Here is a 15,403-nt window from a genome sequence, read left to right on the forward strand (position 1 = left end):
AGGGGCCGGGGGCGTGCCGGCAGGGATGCATCGCCGCAGCTTGCTCCACCGCACGCTCCGCCCGTATCGCTCGCGGCCCGGACCTCTCCCGCACACGGACTCGACCATGGCCCTTCCGCGGCGGCGTGCCTGCCTGCCCCCGACCCAGCCGTGACCACGACGCTCGACGCGAAGGCCCGGCTCGGCCTGACGCTGATCGCCGGCGGAGCGGTCGCCAACATCTACTACAACCAGCCGCTGCTCGGGCTGATCGTGGCGGAGTTCGGCGACCGCGCCGCCCTGTGGGTGCCGACCACGGCGCTCGTCGGCTACGGGCTCGGCATCGTCGGGCTCGTGCCCCTCGGCGATGCCCTGCCGCGCCGCACCCTGATCGTGGGGCAATGCCTCGGACTCGCCCTGGCGCTGCTGGCGGTGGGCCTGGCCCCGAACCTCGCGAGCCTCGCCCTCGCCCACCTCGCGGTCGGGGTGCTGGCCAGCGCGGCCCAGCAGGCGGTCCCGTTCGCGGCGGAACTCGCCCCGGATGCGAGCCGCGGGCGGATCGTCGGCCAGGTCATGACCGGCCTGCTCACCGGCATCCTGCTCGCCCGGACGGCGAGCGGCGTCCTGGGGGCGCATCTCGGATGGCGGCCGGTCTTCCTGGTCGCGTCCCTGCTGGCGCTCGCCATGGCGGCCATCGCCCGGGCCACCCTGCCCCACACGGTGCAGACGCACCCGCTGCGCTACCGCGCCCTGATGCTGTCGATCCTGCACCTCGCCCGCACGCAGCCGGTGCTGCGCACGGCGAGCCTGTCGCAGGCGCTGCTGTTTGCCGCCTTCAACGCCTTCTGGGCGACCCTGGCGCTGCTGGTGGAGGGGCCGCCCTTCGGACTCTCCGCCGCGGGCGCGGGGCTGTTCGGGGTGATCGGCGTCTGCGGCGCCTTCGTGGCACCCCTGTCGGGCCGCTTCACCGACCGGCGGGGCGCCAAGCCCGTGGTGCTCGGCGGCAGCCTGCTGGTCGCCCTGTCTTTCGGGGTGCTCTGGGCGGGGGGCGCGTGGTCGCTGATCGCGGTGGCCCTCGGCGTCCTGCTCATCGACATCGGCATGAACGGCGCCCTCATCGCCAACCAGACGCGGGCCTACGCCCTGGTCCCCGGGGCGCGGGGCCGCATCAACACGGTCCTGTTCACGACCCTGTTCGTGTTCGGGGCGCTCGGCGCCTATGCCGGCTCGCAGGCGTTCCTGCTGGTCGGCTGGGCGGGGGTCTGCGCGGTGGGCCTCGCCTTCTCGGCGCTGGCCGTGATCGTGGCGGCGCGCGATCCGCATCCGCCCGGCGTGCGGTCTACCTGAGGACCCGCGACAGACGGCACCACGCCGCCTTCCCGGCCGGCAGGCCGAAGCGGAGGCGCTCCGGGCGATCCGCGAAGCGCCGCACCGCGATCCCGGCCGCCGCGAGCCGCCGGTAGAGGTCGGGCCCGTCGGAAAAGTCGGCGGTCCGGAACAGGCTGGTGCCCCCGACGATCCGGCCGCCGCCCCGGGCGATCATCCGGTCGAGGCGGGCCGCGTCCGCGGACCGCGCCGCCGCGGCCTGCGCGCGCCAGCCCGCATCCGACAGGGCGGCGCGCCCGATCGCCAGGGCCGGGCCCGACACCGCCCAGGGTCCGAGGGCCTCGGCGATCCGGGTCGCCGTGCCGGGATCGGCCACCGCGAAGCCGAGGCGCAGGCCGGCGAGCCCGTAGGTCTTGCCGAAGGAGCGCAACACCACGAGGCCCGGCGCCGCGTGTGGGCACAGGCTCTCCACCGGCTCCAGATCCGCGAAGGCCTCGTCGGCGATGAGCAGGCCGCCCCGCTTGCCGAGGGCCGCGGCCAGGGCCCGGCGCTCGGCCAGGGGCAGGGTCCGCCCGTCCGGGTTGTTGGGATCGACGATCACCGCCACCCGGGTCTCGCCGAGGGCATCGAGATTCCGGATCTCCGTCACCGCGTGCCCGGCGCGCGCCCAGGCGGCGGCGTGCTCGGCATAGGTGGGCCCGAGCACCGCGACGCGGGTCGGCGCCATCAGCCGGGGCAGGGTCTCGATCAGGATCTGGGTGCCGGGGGCGGGCACGACATGCGCGGCGTCCGGCGCGCCGTAGGCCGCGACGGCCGCCGCCCGGAGCGCCCCGAGCTCGGCGGCCTCGGGCAGCCGCGTCCAGGCGCTGGCCTCCACCGGCGGCACGGGGTACGGGACCGGATTGATCCCCGTCGAGAGGTCGAGCCAGGGCTCCGGCGCGTCGGGAAAGGCTTTGCGGAGTCCGCCGAGATCGCCGCCATGCGCGATCGGGGCGACCTCACGCGTGGGAACGCTCCACACCGAATGGTCCATCTGCCCGGTACGTTTGCCGACACGCTTGCCGTCCTCGCCGTCGCCCTCGGGATCGAGGCGGCGGCCGGCTATCCCGACGCGCTCTACAGGGCGGCCGGTCACCCTGTCACCTGGATCGGCCGGCTGATCGCCGCCCTGGAGCGCGGCCTCAACCGCGGCTCCGCGCGGCGGCGGCGGATCGCCGGCTGCGCCGCGCTGGCCTGCCTGCTTGCCGCGGTGGGCCTGCCGGCCCTCGCCCTCACGGTGCTGGCGGGATTGGCCGGCCCCCTCCCCGCCCTGCTCCTCCTCGGCCTGCTCTGCGCGAGCCTGCCGGCGCAGCGCAGCCTGCACCAGCACGTCGCCGCCGTGGAGAAGGCCTTGCGCACCGGCGGCCTGGAGGCCGGGCGCCGGGCGGTGGCGATGATCGTCGGGCGCGACCCCGAGCGCCTCGACGAACCCGCGGTCTGCCGCGCCGCGATCGAGAGCCTGTCGGAAAACTTCTCCGACGGGATCGTGGCGCCGGCCTTCTGGATCGGCGGCCTCGGCCTGCCGGGGGGCGCCCTCTACAAGGCGATCAACACCGCCGACAGCATGATCGGCCACCGGACGCCCCGCTACGAAGCCTTCGGCTGGGCTGCGGCGCGGCTCGACGACGGGGTGAACCTGCCGGCCTCCCGGCTCGCGGGCCTGCTGATCGCCGGGTCGGCGCTCCTGCGCGGCGCCGACGCGCGGGGCGCGCTCCGGGCGATGGCCCGGGACGCGCCCCGCCACCGCTCGCCCAATGCCGGCTGGCCCGAATCCGCCATGGCCGGGGCGCTCGGCCTGCGGCTCGCGGGACCGCGGGTCTATGACGGCACCCTCGTCCCGGACGCCCATATGGGCGACGGGCGGGCCGAGGCCACGGCCGACGACATCGCCCGGGCGCTGGCGCTCTACCGGACGGCCTGCTGGCTCCAGGGCGGGCTCGTGCTGGGGCTGCTCGCCCTGTCCCTGGCGCTGGCGGGCTGACCCGCCCGCCACGCCCGACCGGGCCTTGGCACGGCCCGCGGTCCCGACGCATCGTGATGGGACCGGACAGGGAGACCCCGATGCGCGCGGTGTTCGTGGATGCCAACGAGACCCTGGCGGCGGTGGCCCGGCGGCTGCTGCGGCCGGACGACCCGCCCTTCGCGATCCACGCCGATCCCGGCATCGCTCCGCAGGACCTGCCCGGCCTCCTGTCCGGGGCGGAGATCGCCGTGATCGACCACACCGCCCTCCCCCGCGCGGTGGCCCGGGCCTGCGGGGGCCTGAGGCACGTGGTGTTCCTCGGCACCGGCGCCCGCAGCTACATGGACCCGGAGGCCCTCGCGGCCGAATGCGGGATCACGGTCCACACCATCAAGGGGTACGGCGACACGGCGGTAGCCGAATGCGCCTTTGCGCTGATGTGGGCGGCGGCCCGCGGCCTGCCCGAGATGGACCGGGCGATGCGTGCCGGCACTTGGCTGCGCCGCGAGGCGGTCCAGCTCACCGGCAAGACGGTCGGCCTCGTCGGGTTCGGGGGGATCGCGGCCGAGATGGCACGTCTCTGCCGGGGCATCGGCATGCGGGTGCTCGCCTGGAACCGGACGCCCAAGGCGCATCCGGACGTGACCTTCGTGCCGCTGGAGCGGCTGCTCGCCGAGAGCGACGTGGTCTCGCTCCACCTGCTCCTGACCGACGAGACCCGCGGCTTCCTCTCGGCCGCGCGCATCGCCGCGATGAAGCCCGGCGTCCTCCTGATCAACACCGCCCGCGGGGCCCTGATCGACGAGGCCGCCCTGGTCGAGGCCCTGCGCAGCGGCCGCGTCGCGCAGGCCGGGCTCGACGTGTTCACGGTCGAGCCCCTGCCGGCGGACCACCCGCTGGTGTCCCTGCCCACCGTCACCCTCTCGGCGCATTCGGCGTTCCGGACGCCGGAGGCCAGCGACAACCTGATCGGCGCCGCCCTCGATCATTGCCGGCGGATCGCCGCCGGCTGACGGAGCCTCAGTGCTCGGTGCCCGGCATGTTCGGCCGCGGCGTGCCGCCGTGCTGGTGGATCAGGTTGGAGCGTTCCGGGCTGCCCTTGGCGTCGGCGACCTGCTTCCGGGCTGCGGCGGCCAGGAACCAGATGCCGCCGAGCGTCCCGAAGGCGAGGATCATAAGGGGAAATCCCTGGCTCATCGTGTAGTCCTCCTCGACGCTGTCCCGCGGGATGCGGTCCTGCATCATCCTGCCGGACGATCCGGCTTGAGGAAGGATAACGCACGGATCCGGCCCATGTTCAGGCCGGACGTGCCCCATTCGGCGCCGCCCGCCGCGCCGCGTCCCGGCGCAGGGCGGAGAGCACCACGAACATCAGGCCGGCGCCCACGGCGAGGCAGGCGGCCAGGAACAGCATCGGCACGAGGTCGCTCCGGGTCTGGTCGCGGATGAACGGCACCGCGTTCTGGGCGACGAAGCCGCCGAGATTGCCCACCGAGTTGATCGCCGCGATCCCGGCCGCCGCCGAGGCGCCGCGCAGGAAGGTCCCGGGCATCGACCAGAAGACCGGCTGGGCCGCGAAGGTCCCGGCGGCGGCCACGCACAGGCAGGCGAACTTCACGGCGTTGCCCGGCAGGACGACGGAGAGCGCGAGGCCCGCCGCCCCCACCAGCGCCGGCCCGACGACGTGCCAGGTCAGGGCATTGCCCTGCGCGCCCGTGCGGGCGGCGTGGCGCGGCACCCACCAGAGGGCGACGGCCGTGGCCATCCAGGGGATGATGTTGAGGAAGCCGTTGGTGAGGTTCGAGACGCCGAAGCCCTTGACCACGGTGGGGAGCCAGTAGCCCAGTCCGTAGGCGGCGAGCGGCAGGGAGACGTAGACCCCGGCGAGCATCAGCACCCGCCGGTCAAGGAGCGCCGCGAAGGGGTTGCCGTGGTCGACATGGCCGCCCTCCTCGCGCTCGGCCCGCAGGGTGCGGGCGAGCCAGTCGCGCTGTGCCTGCGACAGCCAGGGCGCCGTCTCGGGACCGTCCGGCAGGACCACCAGCACCACCGCGGCCATGAGGATCGCCGGCGCGCCGGTGGCCAGGAACACCCATTGCCAGCCCTGGAGGCCGAGGAGCCCGTCGAGGCCGAGCAGCGCGCCGCCCACCGCCGCGCCCACCGCGTTGGCCACCGCGCTGGCGATCATGAACCAGCCGATCATCCGCGCCCGGTGTCCTTGCGGGAACCACAGGGTCAGGGCGAACAGCACGCCGGGGAAGAAGCCGGCCTCCGCGGCGCCGAGCAGGAAGCGCAGCACGTAGAACATCGCCGTGCCCTGGGTGAAGCCCAGCAGGACGGTGACGATCCCCCAGGTGATCATGATCCGTGCGAACCAGATCCGGGCGCCGACTCGCTCCAGGAAGACGTTGGCCGGCACCTCGAACAGGAAGTAGCCGAGGAAGAACAGCGAGGCCCCGAGCCCGTAGGCGGTCTCGGAGAGGCCGAGGCTGCCGACCATCTCCAGCTTGGCGTAGGAGACGTTCTGCCGGTCGATATAGGCGATCAGGTAGAGCAGGCCGAGGAGCGGCATCAGCCGCAGGGTCACGGTGCGGACGGTGCTCGCGCCGAGATCCTCCCCGACGGGGGATTGCGTGGGGGGCATGGGGCGTTCCTCTGGCGCGTGCGGCCCTTCGTGGCGGGACCGGCATTACACAGAGTAATTCCTGGCGCGGCCCGCGCCTACCGGGCAAGCGCCAGGAGGCGGTCGCAGTCGACATGGGCCGCGATGTGTCGCGCGAGGCCGTCCAGCGCCGCCTCGACCCCGGCCTCGTAGCCCGGGCCGTCCGAGGCCGTCCCGAGGCGCGCGAGCCAGGTCGCCCGCTGGGCATCGTGGGCGAACAGGCCGTGCACGTAGGTGCCGGCCACGCGCCCGTCCGCCGAGACCGCCCCGTCCAGGCGCCCGTCGGCGAGGCGCAGGAGCGGCCGGGCGGCGTCGGGGCCCTCCGTCGCGCCGATATGCATCTCGTAGCCGGCAAACGGAACGCCGTCCGGCAGGCTCGTGCCGGTGACCGCCGCGAGGCGCTTCTCGGGGGTCATGACGGTGTCGACGTCGAGGAGCCCGAGGCCCGCCACCGTGCGGGGCGCGCCCTCGATCCCGTGCGGGTCGGCGAGGCTGTTGCCCAGCATCTGGTAGCCGCCGCACAGGCCGAGCACCCGCCCGCCCCGGCGGACATGGGCGCGCAGGTCGACGTCCCAGCCCTCCTGGCGAAAGGCCTCCAGGTCGTCGATCGTGGTCTTGGAGCCCGGCAGCAGCACGAGGGCGGCCTCGGCGGGGATCGGCGTGCCGGGCCGGACCAGCACCACCGACACGTTCGGCTCTGCCCGCAAGGGGTCGAGGTCGTCGAAATTGGCGATGCGCGGCAGCACCGGCACCGCCACCGTGACGGCTCCGGGCCCGCGCGACTCCGAGCCGGCGAGCCCCAGCACGTCCTCGGCCGGCAGGCGCGCGGCATCGGGGAAGTGCGGCACGAGGCCCAGAGCCGCCCAGCCGGTGCGCTCGGCGATCAGCCGCATGCCGTCGGCGAACAGGCTCGGATCGCCGCGGAAGCGGTTGACGAGGAAGCCGGCGATCAGGGCGGCGTCCTCCGGGTCGATCACCGCCTTGGTGCCGACGAGGCTCGCGATCACCCCGCCCCGGTCGATGTCGCCGACCAGCACCACCGGCGTGTCGGTGGCCCGGGCGAAGCCCATATTGGCGATGTCGCCGGCCCGTAGGTTCACCTCTGAGGCCGAGCCCGCGCCCTCGACGAGGACCAGATCCGCCTCCCCGGCGAGCCGGGAGAAGCTGTCGAGGACGGCCGACATCAGCCGGGGCTTCCAGGCCTGGTAGTCGCGCGCCTTCACGGTGGCGACCATCCGGCCCTGCACCACCACCTGGGAGCCGACCTCGCTCTGCGGCTTGAGCAGGACCGGGTTCATGTGGACGGAGGGCGCCACCCGGGCGGCCCGGGCCTGGAGGGCCTGCGCGCGGCCGATCTCGCCGCCATCGGCGGTGACGGCGGCGTTGTTCGACATGTTCTGCGGCTTGAACGGCCGGACCCTTAAGCCCCGCTCCGTGAAGGCGCGCGCCAGCCCCGCCACGAGCAGCGACTTGCCGACATCGGAGCCGGTGCCCTGGATCATCAGGGCCTTTGTCCGCGGCGGGCTCAGAACTCGATCCCTTCCTGCGCCTTCACGCCGGCAGCGAAGTGGTGCTTGACGCTGCCCATCTCGGTGACGAGGTCGGCGGCCTCGATCAGGGCCGGCTTGGCGTTGCGGCCGGTGACGACCACGTGCAGGTCCGGCCGCCGCGTGCGGAGGGCTTCGACGACGGCGTCGAGGTCGAGATAGTCGTAGCGCAGCGCGATGTTCAGTTCGTCGAGGACGAGCAGGCGGATCGTCGGATCGGCCATCAGGCCGGCGGCGACGTCCCAGGCGTGGCGGCAGGCGGCGATGTCTCGGGCCTTGTCCTGGGTCTCCCAGGTGAAGCCCTCGCCCAGGGTGTGCCACACGACCCGGTCGCCGAAGGCCGCCACGGCGTGGCGCTCGCCGGTATCCCAGCCGCCCTTGATGAACTGCACCATGCCGACCCGCCAGCCGCGGCCGAGCGCCCGCAGCATCAGCCCCAGCGCCGCCGTGCTCTTGCCCTTGCCCGGACCGGTATGGACGAGGAGCAGGCCCTTCTCGAGGGTCTTGGCGGCCACCTCGGCATCCTGGACGGCCTTGCGCTTCTCCATCTTGGCGCGGTGGCGGGCGTCGTCGTCGCTCATGCGGAGGCTCCTGCGGTGGGGGCTTGCGGCTTCACGACCAGCGGCAGGCCGGCCACGGTGAGCACGACCCGGTCGGCCCGGGCGGCGAGCTGCTGGTGCAGGCGGCCGGCCGCATCGCGGAAGCGGCGGGCGAGGGCGTTGTCGGGCACGATCCCGAGCCCGACCTCGTTGCCGACCAGCACCACCGGGCCGGGCGCGCCGGCGCAGGCTTCGAGGAGGCGCGCCGTCGCAGCGTCCAGATCGGCCTCGGCGAGGATCAGGTTGGTGAGCCAGAGCGTGAGGCAATCGACCAGGACCGGCCCTTCGGACGCGGCGACCGCCTCCGGCAGGGCGAGCGGCACGTCGCGGGTGCGCCACGCCCCGGCGCGCCGGGCGCGGTGCTGGGCGATGCGCGCGACCATCTCGTCGTCGAAGGCCTGCGCGGTGGCGAGATACAGCCACGGGCCGGGGCAGGCTTCGATCAACCCCTCCGCGTAGGCGCTCTTGCCGGACCGCGCCCCGCCGAGGACGAGGGTCATGCGAGGGGGGGATTGGGGCATCCGTCCTCCATCGCCCCAACCCGGCCCGCGGTCAAACCTGGGTCCTGTGGCACCAGTGCCGCGCATGAACGGTTGCCGGGCGTCTCCGGTCCGACTATAGAACCCCGGCCTAGCCAGAGCGCCCTTCGTCTAGCGGTCCAGGACGTCGCCCTTTCACGGCGAAAACACGGGTTCGATTCCCGTAGGGCGCGCCAGCACATTCAAGCCCGTAGCTGAAGGTGCTGGTGCGGCTCACATGGCTGTTTCACACCGTTCGCTCAGACCGTGCCAGGCCATGGATGCCAGCCCATGGACCCGCGAGTGATGCCCGTTCGGCACGTGAGGGGCGTACGCGGCCCGCTCGGAGGCTGACCGTCCCGTGGTGGTGCGCCTCCAGCGTGGCGTGCCGCCCGCGGAAGGGGCCTCAGTCCACGGCGAGCGGGCGCCGACGGGCCGGACCACATGCCCCACGCGTCTCAGCCGGGGGGCCGGATCGCCGGGTTGAAGAGCCGCAGGGAGCGGCCGGCCCCGCGGGAAGAGGCCGACGACCCCGCTCACGGGGGCATCGCCAGCATCCGGACCGCCAGGGCGACCATCATCACGCTCTCGGTCAGCGCGACGAAGCCGGGCGGCACCGTGCTCGCCCCGCCGGCGCAGGCGCACTCGATGTCGCGCCCTTCGAGGTCGACCGCCTTGAACACCGCGTTGGCCGGCACGGAGGTCGGCATGTTCGGGCGTGGGCCGCCTTGCCGAGACGGCGCCGCAGGTCGTCGATGAAGGTCCGGGGCGTCGGTTTGACCGGGGGCTCGTCCTTGAGGCGTTCGGCCTCATCGCGGGCCGTGAGCCTGCGGTCCTCGATCGCGAAGCCCCCGCATTCGCGCAGGTCCTCGGCCTTCAGGCCGGAGGGACAGAGGCGCTCGGAGGGGGCCATGCGGTGGAGCGTGGCCTTGCGGGCGGCATGCATCGGTTGCCCCTGGACAGGTGCGGGTGGAATCGGGACGCGGGCCGGGGCGCCCCTGTGGGCGGCCCGGCCCCGGCGGCGACTACCGGCCGTGCCGCTTCAGCCACGCCTCCATGTCGGCGATCTCCGTGGTCTGGTCGGCGATGATCTTCCGGGCCATCGCCTGCGTGGCGGGGTCCCGGGCGTATTTCAGCGCGACCTCGGCCATGGCGACCGCGCCCTTGTGGTGCGGGATCATGTGCGTGCGGAAGTCGACGTCGGGGTCGCCGGTGTAGGGGACGTCCATGTCCCTCATCATCGTCTGGTCGGCGGCCTTGAACGCCCGGGTCGAGGCGTCGTCCTTCGGGTCCGGCTTCATCGATCCCCTCCCCTGGCCAGACATGGAACCGTGGTCGTGCAGGCCCTGTGTGCGGGCGGTGCCGGCGAGGCCTGCGGTCAGCAGGGCGGCGGCGAGGAGGGTCCGGGCGACGGTCATGGAAGAGATCCCTTCGGTGGTCGGTTCAGTTGAACTTGCCGCTGACGGTGGCCCCGTCCGGGGCGGCGAGCTGCACGGCGCCCTTCGGGCGGTCGCCGAGCGCCGCCGGGGCCTTCCCGGTCAGGCGGTTGCCGTCGGCCGGCTCCAGCGGCACGCGGGCGGCCTTGCCGCCGGCCACGAGGATGGCCGTGCCCCTGAAGCCCGCGACGGGGACCGGCGCCTGCGTGCCGTCCGACACGTAGACGTCGACGGTCTCGCCCCGGGTGACGAGTTCGACGTGGAAGTCGCCGGCGTCGGCGACGCGCCCGCCGTGCCGGCCCGCAGTCTCGTGGGCGTCGGCGGCGGTTGCGGCCAGCAGGCCGGCGGCAAGGGTCAGGCTCGTTCGGATCATGCGCGTGTCTCCTCGGGGGTCAGTACGCCTCGGCCGGGCGCGGGGGCGTGCCCGACGGCGATGGGTGGGCCGGGGCTTCGGCGTGGAGGGCGCGCAGCCGTTCCAGCGACGTGCGGCCGAAGCGCAGGAACAGGACGGGGGTCAGGACGGTGTCGAGCAGCGTCGCGCTGACGAGGCCGCCGAAGATCGTCACCGCCACCGGGTGCAGGATCTCCTTGCCGGGGCTCGCCGCATCGTAGAGCAGCGGCACCAGCGCGACGCCCGCCGAGAGCGCCGTCATCAGCACGGGGGTCAGCCGCTCCAGGCTGCCGCGCACCGCGAGGTCGGGCCCGAACGGCACGCCCTCGTGCAGCGACAGGTTCAGGTAGTGGCTGATCTTCAGGATGCCGTTGCGCGCGACGATCCCGGTCAGCGTGATGAAGCCGATCATCGACGCCACCGAGAGCGGCTGGCCCACGAGCCAGAGGGCGGCCACCGAGCCGATGAGCGCCAGCGGGACGTTGCCCATGATGATCAGGGCGAGGGCGGCCGAGCGGTAGCGGCTGAACAGGATGGCTAAGACCAGGGCCAGGGACAGCGCGGAAAGCGCCGCGATGGTCCGGCTCGCCTCCTCCTGCGCCTGGAAGGTGCCCTCCAGGCTGGTGAAGAAGCCGGGCGGCAGCGGCTCCTTGGCCACGGCCTCGCGGATGGCCGCCACGACGGTCGCCATGTCGCTTGCGCCGTCGGTGTTGGCCTGGACGACGATGCGGCGGCGGGCGTTCTCGCGCAGGATCTGGTTCGGCCCGTCCGTCTCGCGGATGTCGGCCACCTGCCGCGCCGGCACCCAGCCCGACGGTGTCTCCAGGAGGAGATCGCCCAGCCCCGCGGTCGTCCGCCGGTCCTCGGACAGGCGCAGCACCACGTCGAAGCGGCGCACGCCATCCACGATCGTCGAGACCACCCGCCCGTTCGACAGGCGGCTGATCTGCTCGACGATTGCGGCCGGCTGAACCCCGTAGAGGGCCGCCCGGGTATAGTCGACCCGCACCTCCAGCTGCGGGATGCGCACCTGCCGCTCGACCTGCAGGTCGGCGAGGCCCGGAATCGCCGCCAGCCGGTCGCGCAGGGCGTTGGCCACCCGGCGCAGGCCGTCGAGGTCGTCGCCGAACACCTTCAGGGCGATCTCGGCGCGGACGCCCGAGAGCATGTGGTCGAGCCGGTGCGCGATCGGCTGGCCGACATTCACCGCCACCGGCAGGGCGGCGAGGCGTCCGCGGATGTCGGCGACGAGCGCCTCCTTCGGACGCGCGGCGTCCGCGTCGAGGGCGACCTCGATCTCGGAGGCGTGGACCCCCTCGGCGTGCTCGTCGAGTTCGGCGCGGCCGGTCCTGCGGCCCACCGCCTTCACGCCCCGGATGTCGAGGAGCAGCCGCTCGGCGATGAGCCCGACCCGGTCGCTCTCGGCGAGGGAGATGCCCGGGCGGAACGTCATGTTGACCGTGAAGGAGCCCTCGTTGAACGGCGGCAGGAAGGCCCGGGGCAGGTTCCAGGCGGCCACGCTCGCGGCCGCCACCGCCACGGCGACGGCGCCGACGAGCCGGCCCTGGTGCCGGAAGGCGGCCCCCAGCAGGGCGGCGTTGGCCCGCTTGAGCAGGGCCAGGAAGCGGCTGTCGTGTTGCTCCAGGTTCCTGAGCCCCGGCAGCAGCAGGGAGGCCAGCACCGGGGTCAGGGTGATGGAGGTGAGCAGGCTCGCCAGGATGGAGATGATGTAGGCCTGCCCCAGGGGGGCGAAGAGCCGGCCCTCGATGCCCGACAGCGCGAAGAGCGGGACGAAGACCAGGATGATGATCAGCGTCGCGTAGACGATGCCGGACCGGACCTCGTTCGAGGCCTCCACCACCACCTGGAACACGCTCTTCGGGTTGCCGGCCTTCCGGTTCTCGCCGAGCCGGCGAAAAATGTTCTCGACGTCGACCACCGCGTCGTCGACGAGTTCGCCGATGGCGATGGCGAGGCCGCCGAGCGTCATCGTGTTGATGGAGAGCCCGAACAGGTGGAACACCGCGGCGGTCGTCAGCACCGAGACCGGGATGGCGAGTAGCGAGATGGCCGTGGTCCGGACGTTCAGCAGGAAGGCGAACAGCACCACCGCCACCACCAGTACCGCCTCGACGAGGACGCCCTCGACGTTGCGGATCGAGGTCTCGATGAAGTCGGCCTGCCGGAACAGGATCCGGTCGGCCCGGATGCCGGCCGGCAGCGTCGGCGCCATCTCCTTCAGGGCGGTCTCGATCCTGCGGGTGAGCCGCACCGTATCGACGTCGGGCTGCTTCTCCACCGAGACGATGACCGCGGGCTTGGCCATGTACCCGGCGTCGCCGCGCTTCACCTTCGCGGCGAAGGAGACCTCGGCAACCTGGCGCAGGGATACGGGCGCGTCGTTGACCGTCGCGACCACGAGGTTGCGCAGGTCGTCGAGGCTCAGGGTGCGGCCGATGTTCCGGATCAGGTACTCGCGGGCGTTCTGGTCGGTGAAGCCTCCGCCGGCATTCGTGCCGAACTGCGCGAGCGCGGTCTCCAGCTGCGCGTTGGTCACCCCGAGCGCGCGCATGGCGGCCGGGTTCGGGCCGATCCGGAACTGGCGCACCTCACCGCCGATGGGGATGACCTGCGCGACGCCCGGAATGGTCAGCAGCCGCGGCCGCAGGGTGAAGTCCGCGACCTCGCGCACCTGCATCGGGCTCGCCGTCGCGCTCGTGACCGCCACCAGCAGGATCTGGCCCATGATGGAGGAGATGGGGGCCATCACCGGGGTCACGCCCCGGGGCAGCTGGTTCTGCACGAGCGCCAGACGCTCCGCGACCTGCTGGCGATTCCGGTAGATGTCGGTGCCCCAGTCGAACTCGACATAGGTGATGGACAGCCCCACGCCCGAGACCGAGCGCACCCGGGTGACGCCCGGGAGTCCGTTCATCCGGGTCTCGATGGGGTAGGTGACGAGCTGCTCGACCTCCTGGGGGGCGTACCCCTCCGCCTCCGTCATGAGGGTGACGGTCGGCTTGTTGAGATCGGGGAAGACGTCGACCGGCAGCTTGGTGGCGGCGAAGGCGCCGTACAGCACCAGCGCCGCGGCGAGCGCGAGGACGAGCAGGCGGTTGCGGACCGACTGGCCGACGAGGACGGTGAACATCGCGGGCCTCCTCAGCGCACTTGGTCGAGGAGTTCGGCACCCTGGGTCACGACCCGCCGGCCGGGCCCCATCCCCTCGGCGACCAGCACGCGGCCGCCGTCGAGCGGCTCGACGCGCACCGGCCGCGCCTCGAAGCGCTCGGCGCTGGTGTGCTCGTAGACGACGTCCTGCCCGTTGCCGGTCCGCACGACCGCCGCGCGCGGCAGGGCCAAGCCCGCCTGCTCGCGGTCCGTCGCGGCGAGCACGGTGACGAACTGCCCGACGCGCAGGCCCGACGCGTCGCCCTGGACCGCGAACTGGACCGGGATGGCCTGGTTGCGGTCGGCGAGCCCCGAGCCCTGGTAGGCGAGTGTCAGGAGCCGGCCGTCGGCGAGCCGCGCCGTGGCGTCCTGCGCCGCCGTGAGGGCATCGAAACTCAGCGCCTCGACCCAGAGGCGGTTCGGGTCGACGATCTGGAAGACCATCTGCCCGGGGCTCGCCATCTGCCCGGCGACCGCCGCGGCCTGCGCGACCACGCCATCCACCGGGGAAACCAGCGGCTCGGGCTCCCGGCGGATCCGGTCGAGGGCCGCGCGCCGGTCCTGCAGGCCCTTGAACTCGGCCAGGGCGTCGTCGAGCTGGGTCTGGGCCACCGCCCCCGTCAGGGCGAGACGCCTGTAGCGGTCGACCCGGCGCTCGACGATGGAGATCTGCTGGTCGAGGTCGCCCTGCGTCTGGCGCATGTCGGAGAGGTCGACGGCCTGGATCGGCGGGGTGACGGTGGCCAGCACCTCGCCCCGGCGCACCCGGGTGCCGAGGCGGGGAAACAGCCCCGAGGCCGGAGGCGAGAGGCGGCCGCCGACCGAGGATTGCACGACGCCGCTCGCATTCGGATCCGGGATGATGCGGCCGGGGAGTTCCACCGCGCGGTGGAACCGGCCCTGCTCGGTCATCGTCGTGCGCAGGACCAGCAACCGCTGGGTGGGCTTGGGCACGAAGACGGAGCCGTCGGGCAGGCGCTGGGCGAGATCGGAGGATCCGGACGGGCGCGGCTCGGTCAGGGCGGCACCCTGCACGGCCGGGCCGTGGTCCTCGTCGCCATGCGCGAAGGCGGCCGTGCCGAAGACGAGGGTGATGCCGATGGCGAGCAACGCCACCGCCGGGACGCTGCGGCGCCCGCGCGCGAGCCCGGTCACCAGCATGCCGAGCAGGAAGGCGACGACGACCGCGCCGACCAGGGTCGGATCCTTCTGCCCGAGGCGCGCGCGAACCCCCTGGGCGACCTCGGACACGCGCGACAGGGCGGCCCGCCCCGGTGACGGCTCGGCGGGCGCCGCGGCCGCGCGGCCGGAGGGGTCCGGCACGGCGACCGCGACGGTCAGGACGTCGACGTCCCCGCCCGCCGTGACGGTGGCGACGAATTCGTGCCGGCCGGGCGCCGACATCCACGGGGCCGTGAGCGCGTAGCCGCCCTCCGGCGTGGCGGTCGCGGTCTTCGGGCCGTCCGGCGTCTCGACATCGATGGTCGCGCCGGTCACCGGCTCGTTCGTCCGGAAGCGGTCGAGGAACAGCGTCAGGGTGCCGTCGCGCGGGACGGCGACCAGTTCGAAGGTCTCCGAGAGGGCCTCGCCGCGGGGGGCGATGGTCTTCGAGACGGGCGGCGGGGCCGCGCCGTGGTCATGGCCCTCGTGGGCGAGCGCGGATCCCGCCAGGACGGCGGCAAGCGGCGCCATCGCGCCCAGGGCGGCGGCAAGACGGGTCGACATGGAAACGGTATTCCTCGCGGTGGGGATGCCGGGCGCGGCCGTTCGCG

At 73.6% G+C, this 15,403-nt stretch carries 14 protein-coding genes and 1 tRNA gene; 4 read left to right on the forward strand and 11 right to left on the reverse strand.

The features are described 5' to 3' along the window. Nucleotides 1-150: 150 nt before the first annotated feature. Nucleotides 151-1,326 (forward strand): MFS transporter, encoded by a 1,176-nt coding sequence (locus GGQ91_RS22935; RefSeq protein WP_182592910.1) that lies wholly within the window; start codon nucleotides 151-153, stop codon nucleotides 1,324-1,326. Here the strand turns inward: GGQ91_RS22935 and cobD are convergent. Continuing rightward, entirely contained in the window at nucleotides 1,319-2,338 is a 1,020-nt protein-coding gene (gene cobD, locus GGQ91_RS22940) for a threonine-phosphate decarboxylase CobD (protein ID WP_182592911.1), read from the reverse strand. The genes GGQ91_RS22935 and cobD overlap by 8 nt on opposite strands. Here cobD and cbiB point away from each other — a divergent pair. Together cbiB and GGQ91_RS22950 are read left to right on the forward strand one after the other, a co-directional pair. Continuing rightward, nucleotides 2,330-3,325 carry an adenosylcobinamide-phosphate synthase CbiB gene (gene cbiB, locus GGQ91_RS22945; RefSeq protein WP_182592912.1) on the forward strand — a complete coding sequence of 332 codons (996 nt, stop codon included), beginning with the start codon at nucleotides 2,330-2,332 and terminating at the stop codon, nucleotides 3,323-3,325. The two genes, cobD and cbiB, sit on opposite strands and share 9 nt — an antisense overlap. Nucleotides 3,326-3,405: 80 nt before the next feature. Next, on the forward strand, nucleotides 3,406-4,320 hold the full coding sequence (locus GGQ91_RS22950; RefSeq protein ID WP_043389408.1) for an NAD(P)-dependent oxidoreductase: 915 nt from the start codon (nucleotides 3,406-3,408) through the stop codon (nucleotides 4,318-4,320). Nucleotides 4,321-4,327: 7 nt separating this feature from the next. Here the strand turns inward: GGQ91_RS22950 and GGQ91_RS22955 are convergent, their stop codons facing one another. From GGQ91_RS22955 to cobU, 5 genes are all read right to left on the reverse strand, one after another. Next, a complete protein-coding gene (locus GGQ91_RS22955) occupies nucleotides 4,328-4,552 on the reverse strand; it encodes a hypothetical protein (RefSeq protein ID WP_043389407.1) in 225 nt (74 codons plus the stop codon). A 52-nt stretch (nucleotides 4,553-4,604) separates the two neighbouring features. Continuing rightward, nucleotides 4,605-5,951: an MFS transporter gene (locus GGQ91_RS22960; RefSeq protein WP_043355965.1), complete on the reverse strand. Its 1,347-nt coding sequence runs from the start codon at nucleotides 5,949-5,951 to the stop codon at nucleotides 4,605-4,607. Between the two features lie 77 nt (nucleotides 5,952-6,028). Then, nucleotides 6,029-7,471, reverse strand: coding sequence for a cobyric acid synthase (locus tag GGQ91_RS22965; RefSeq protein WP_179698559.1), 1,443 nt, complete (start codon nucleotides 7,469-7,471; stop codon nucleotides 6,029-6,031). A gap of 23 nt (nucleotides 7,472-7,494) precedes the next feature. Then, nucleotides 7,495-8,097, reverse strand: a complete 603-nt coding sequence (gene cobO, locus GGQ91_RS22970; RefSeq protein WP_053609835.1) for a cob(I)yrinic acid a,c-diamide adenosyltransferase — start codon at nucleotides 8,095-8,097, stop codon at nucleotides 7,495-7,497. Further along, nucleotides 8,094-8,636, reverse strand: coding sequence for a bifunctional adenosylcobinamide kinase/adenosylcobinamide-phosphate guanylyltransferase (gene cobU, locus GGQ91_RS22975; protein ID WP_182592913.1), 543 nt, complete (start codon nucleotides 8,634-8,636; stop codon nucleotides 8,094-8,096). The genes cobO and cobU overlap by 4 nt, the downstream gene beginning before the upstream one ends. A 118-nt stretch (nucleotides 8,637-8,754) precedes the next feature. Between cobU and GGQ91_RS22980 the strand changes: the two genes are divergently transcribed. Next, nucleotides 8,755-8,830, forward strand: a tRNA-Glu gene (locus tag GGQ91_RS22980). Nucleotides 8,831-9,169: 339 nt separating this feature from the next. Here the strand turns inward: GGQ91_RS22980 and GGQ91_RS28550 are convergent. From GGQ91_RS28550 to GGQ91_RS23005, 5 genes are all read right to left on the reverse strand, one after another. Next, a complete protein-coding gene (locus GGQ91_RS28550; protein WP_306307448.1) occupies nucleotides 9,170-9,343 on the reverse strand; it encodes a hypothetical protein in 174 nt (57 codons plus the stop codon). A 315-nt stretch (nucleotides 9,344-9,658) separates the two neighbouring features. Continuing rightward, nucleotides 9,659-10,051: a CopM family metallochaperone gene (gene copM / locus GGQ91_RS22990; RefSeq protein WP_043355193.1), complete on the reverse strand. Its 393-nt coding sequence runs from the start codon at nucleotides 10,049-10,051 to the stop codon at nucleotides 9,659-9,661. A 25-nt stretch (nucleotides 10,052-10,076) separates the two neighbouring features. Beyond that, on the reverse strand, nucleotides 10,077-10,442 hold the full coding sequence (locus tag GGQ91_RS22995) for a hypothetical protein (RefSeq protein ID WP_182592914.1): 366 nt from the start codon (nucleotides 10,440-10,442) through the stop codon (nucleotides 10,077-10,079). A gap of 19 nt (nucleotides 10,443-10,461) precedes the next feature. After that, the gene (locus GGQ91_RS23000) at nucleotides 10,462-13,611 is read right to left on the reverse strand and encodes an efflux RND transporter permease subunit (RefSeq protein ID WP_182592915.1); all 3,150 of its coding nucleotides are present in this window, start codon (nucleotides 13,609-13,611) and stop codon (nucleotides 10,462-10,464) included. 11 nt (nucleotides 13,612-13,622) lie between these two features. After that, complete coding sequence (locus GGQ91_RS23005; RefSeq protein ID WP_182592916.1) at nucleotides 13,623-15,356, reverse strand: efflux RND transporter periplasmic adaptor subunit; 1,734 nt, start codon at nucleotides 15,354-15,356, stop codon at nucleotides 13,623-13,625. Between the last annotated feature and the right edge of the window lie 47 nt (nucleotides 15,357-15,403).

Origin of the sequence: Methylobacterium fujisawaense (assembly GCF_014138435.1) — a bacterium.
Classification (GTDB): Bacteria; Pseudomonadota; Alphaproteobacteria; order Rhizobiales; family Beijerinckiaceae; genus Methylobacterium; species Methylobacterium fujisawaense.

Coding starts and splice junctions, on each gene's coding strand:
- cobD (WP_182592911.1), bottom strand. CDS start 2,338: ATGGACCATTCGGTGTGGAGCGTTCCCACGCGTGAGGTCGCCCCGATC.
- GGQ91_RS22950 (WP_043389408.1), top strand. CDS start 3,406: ATGCGCGCGGTGTTCGTGGATGCCAACGAGACCCTGGCGGCGGTGGCC.
- GGQ91_RS28550 (WP_306307448.1), bottom strand. CDS start 9,343: ATGCCGACCTCCGTGCCGGCCAACGCGGTGTTCAAGGCGGTCGACCTC.
- cobU (WP_182592913.1), bottom strand. CDS start 8,636: ATGCCCCAATCCCCCCCTCGCATGACCCTCGTCCTCGGCGGGGCGCGG.
- GGQ91_RS23000 (WP_182592915.1), bottom strand. CDS start 13,611: ATGTTCACCGTCCTCGTCGGCCAGTCGGTCCGCAACCGCCTGCTCGTC.
- GGQ91_RS23005 (WP_182592916.1), bottom strand. CDS start 15,356: ATGTCGACCCGTCTTGCCGCCGCCCTGGGCGCGATGGCGCCGCTTGCC.
- GGQ91_RS22955 (WP_043389407.1), bottom strand. CDS start 4,552: ATGATGCAGGACCGCATCCCGCGGGACAGCGTCGAGGAGGACTACACG.
- GGQ91_RS22965 (WP_179698559.1), bottom strand. CDS start 7,471: ATGATCCAGGGCACCGGCTCCGATGTCGGCAAGTCGCTGCTCGTGGCG.
- GGQ91_RS22960 (WP_043355965.1), bottom strand. CDS start 5,951: ATGCCCCCCACGCAATCCCCCGTCGGGGAGGATCTCGGCGCGAGCACC.
- cobO (WP_053609835.1), bottom strand. CDS start 8,097: ATGAGCGACGACGACGCCCGCCACCGCGCCAAGATGGAGAAGCGCAAG.
- copM (WP_043355193.1), bottom strand. CDS start 10,051: ATGACCGTCGCCCGGACCCTCCTCGCCGCCGCCCTGCTGACCGCAGGC.
- cbiB (WP_182592912.1), top strand. CDS start 2,330: ATGGTCCATCTGCCCGGTACGTTTGCCGACACGCTTGCCGTCCTCGCC.
- GGQ91_RS22995 (WP_182592914.1), bottom strand. CDS start 10,442: ATGATCCGAACGAGCCTGACCCTTGCCGCCGGCCTGCTGGCCGCAACC.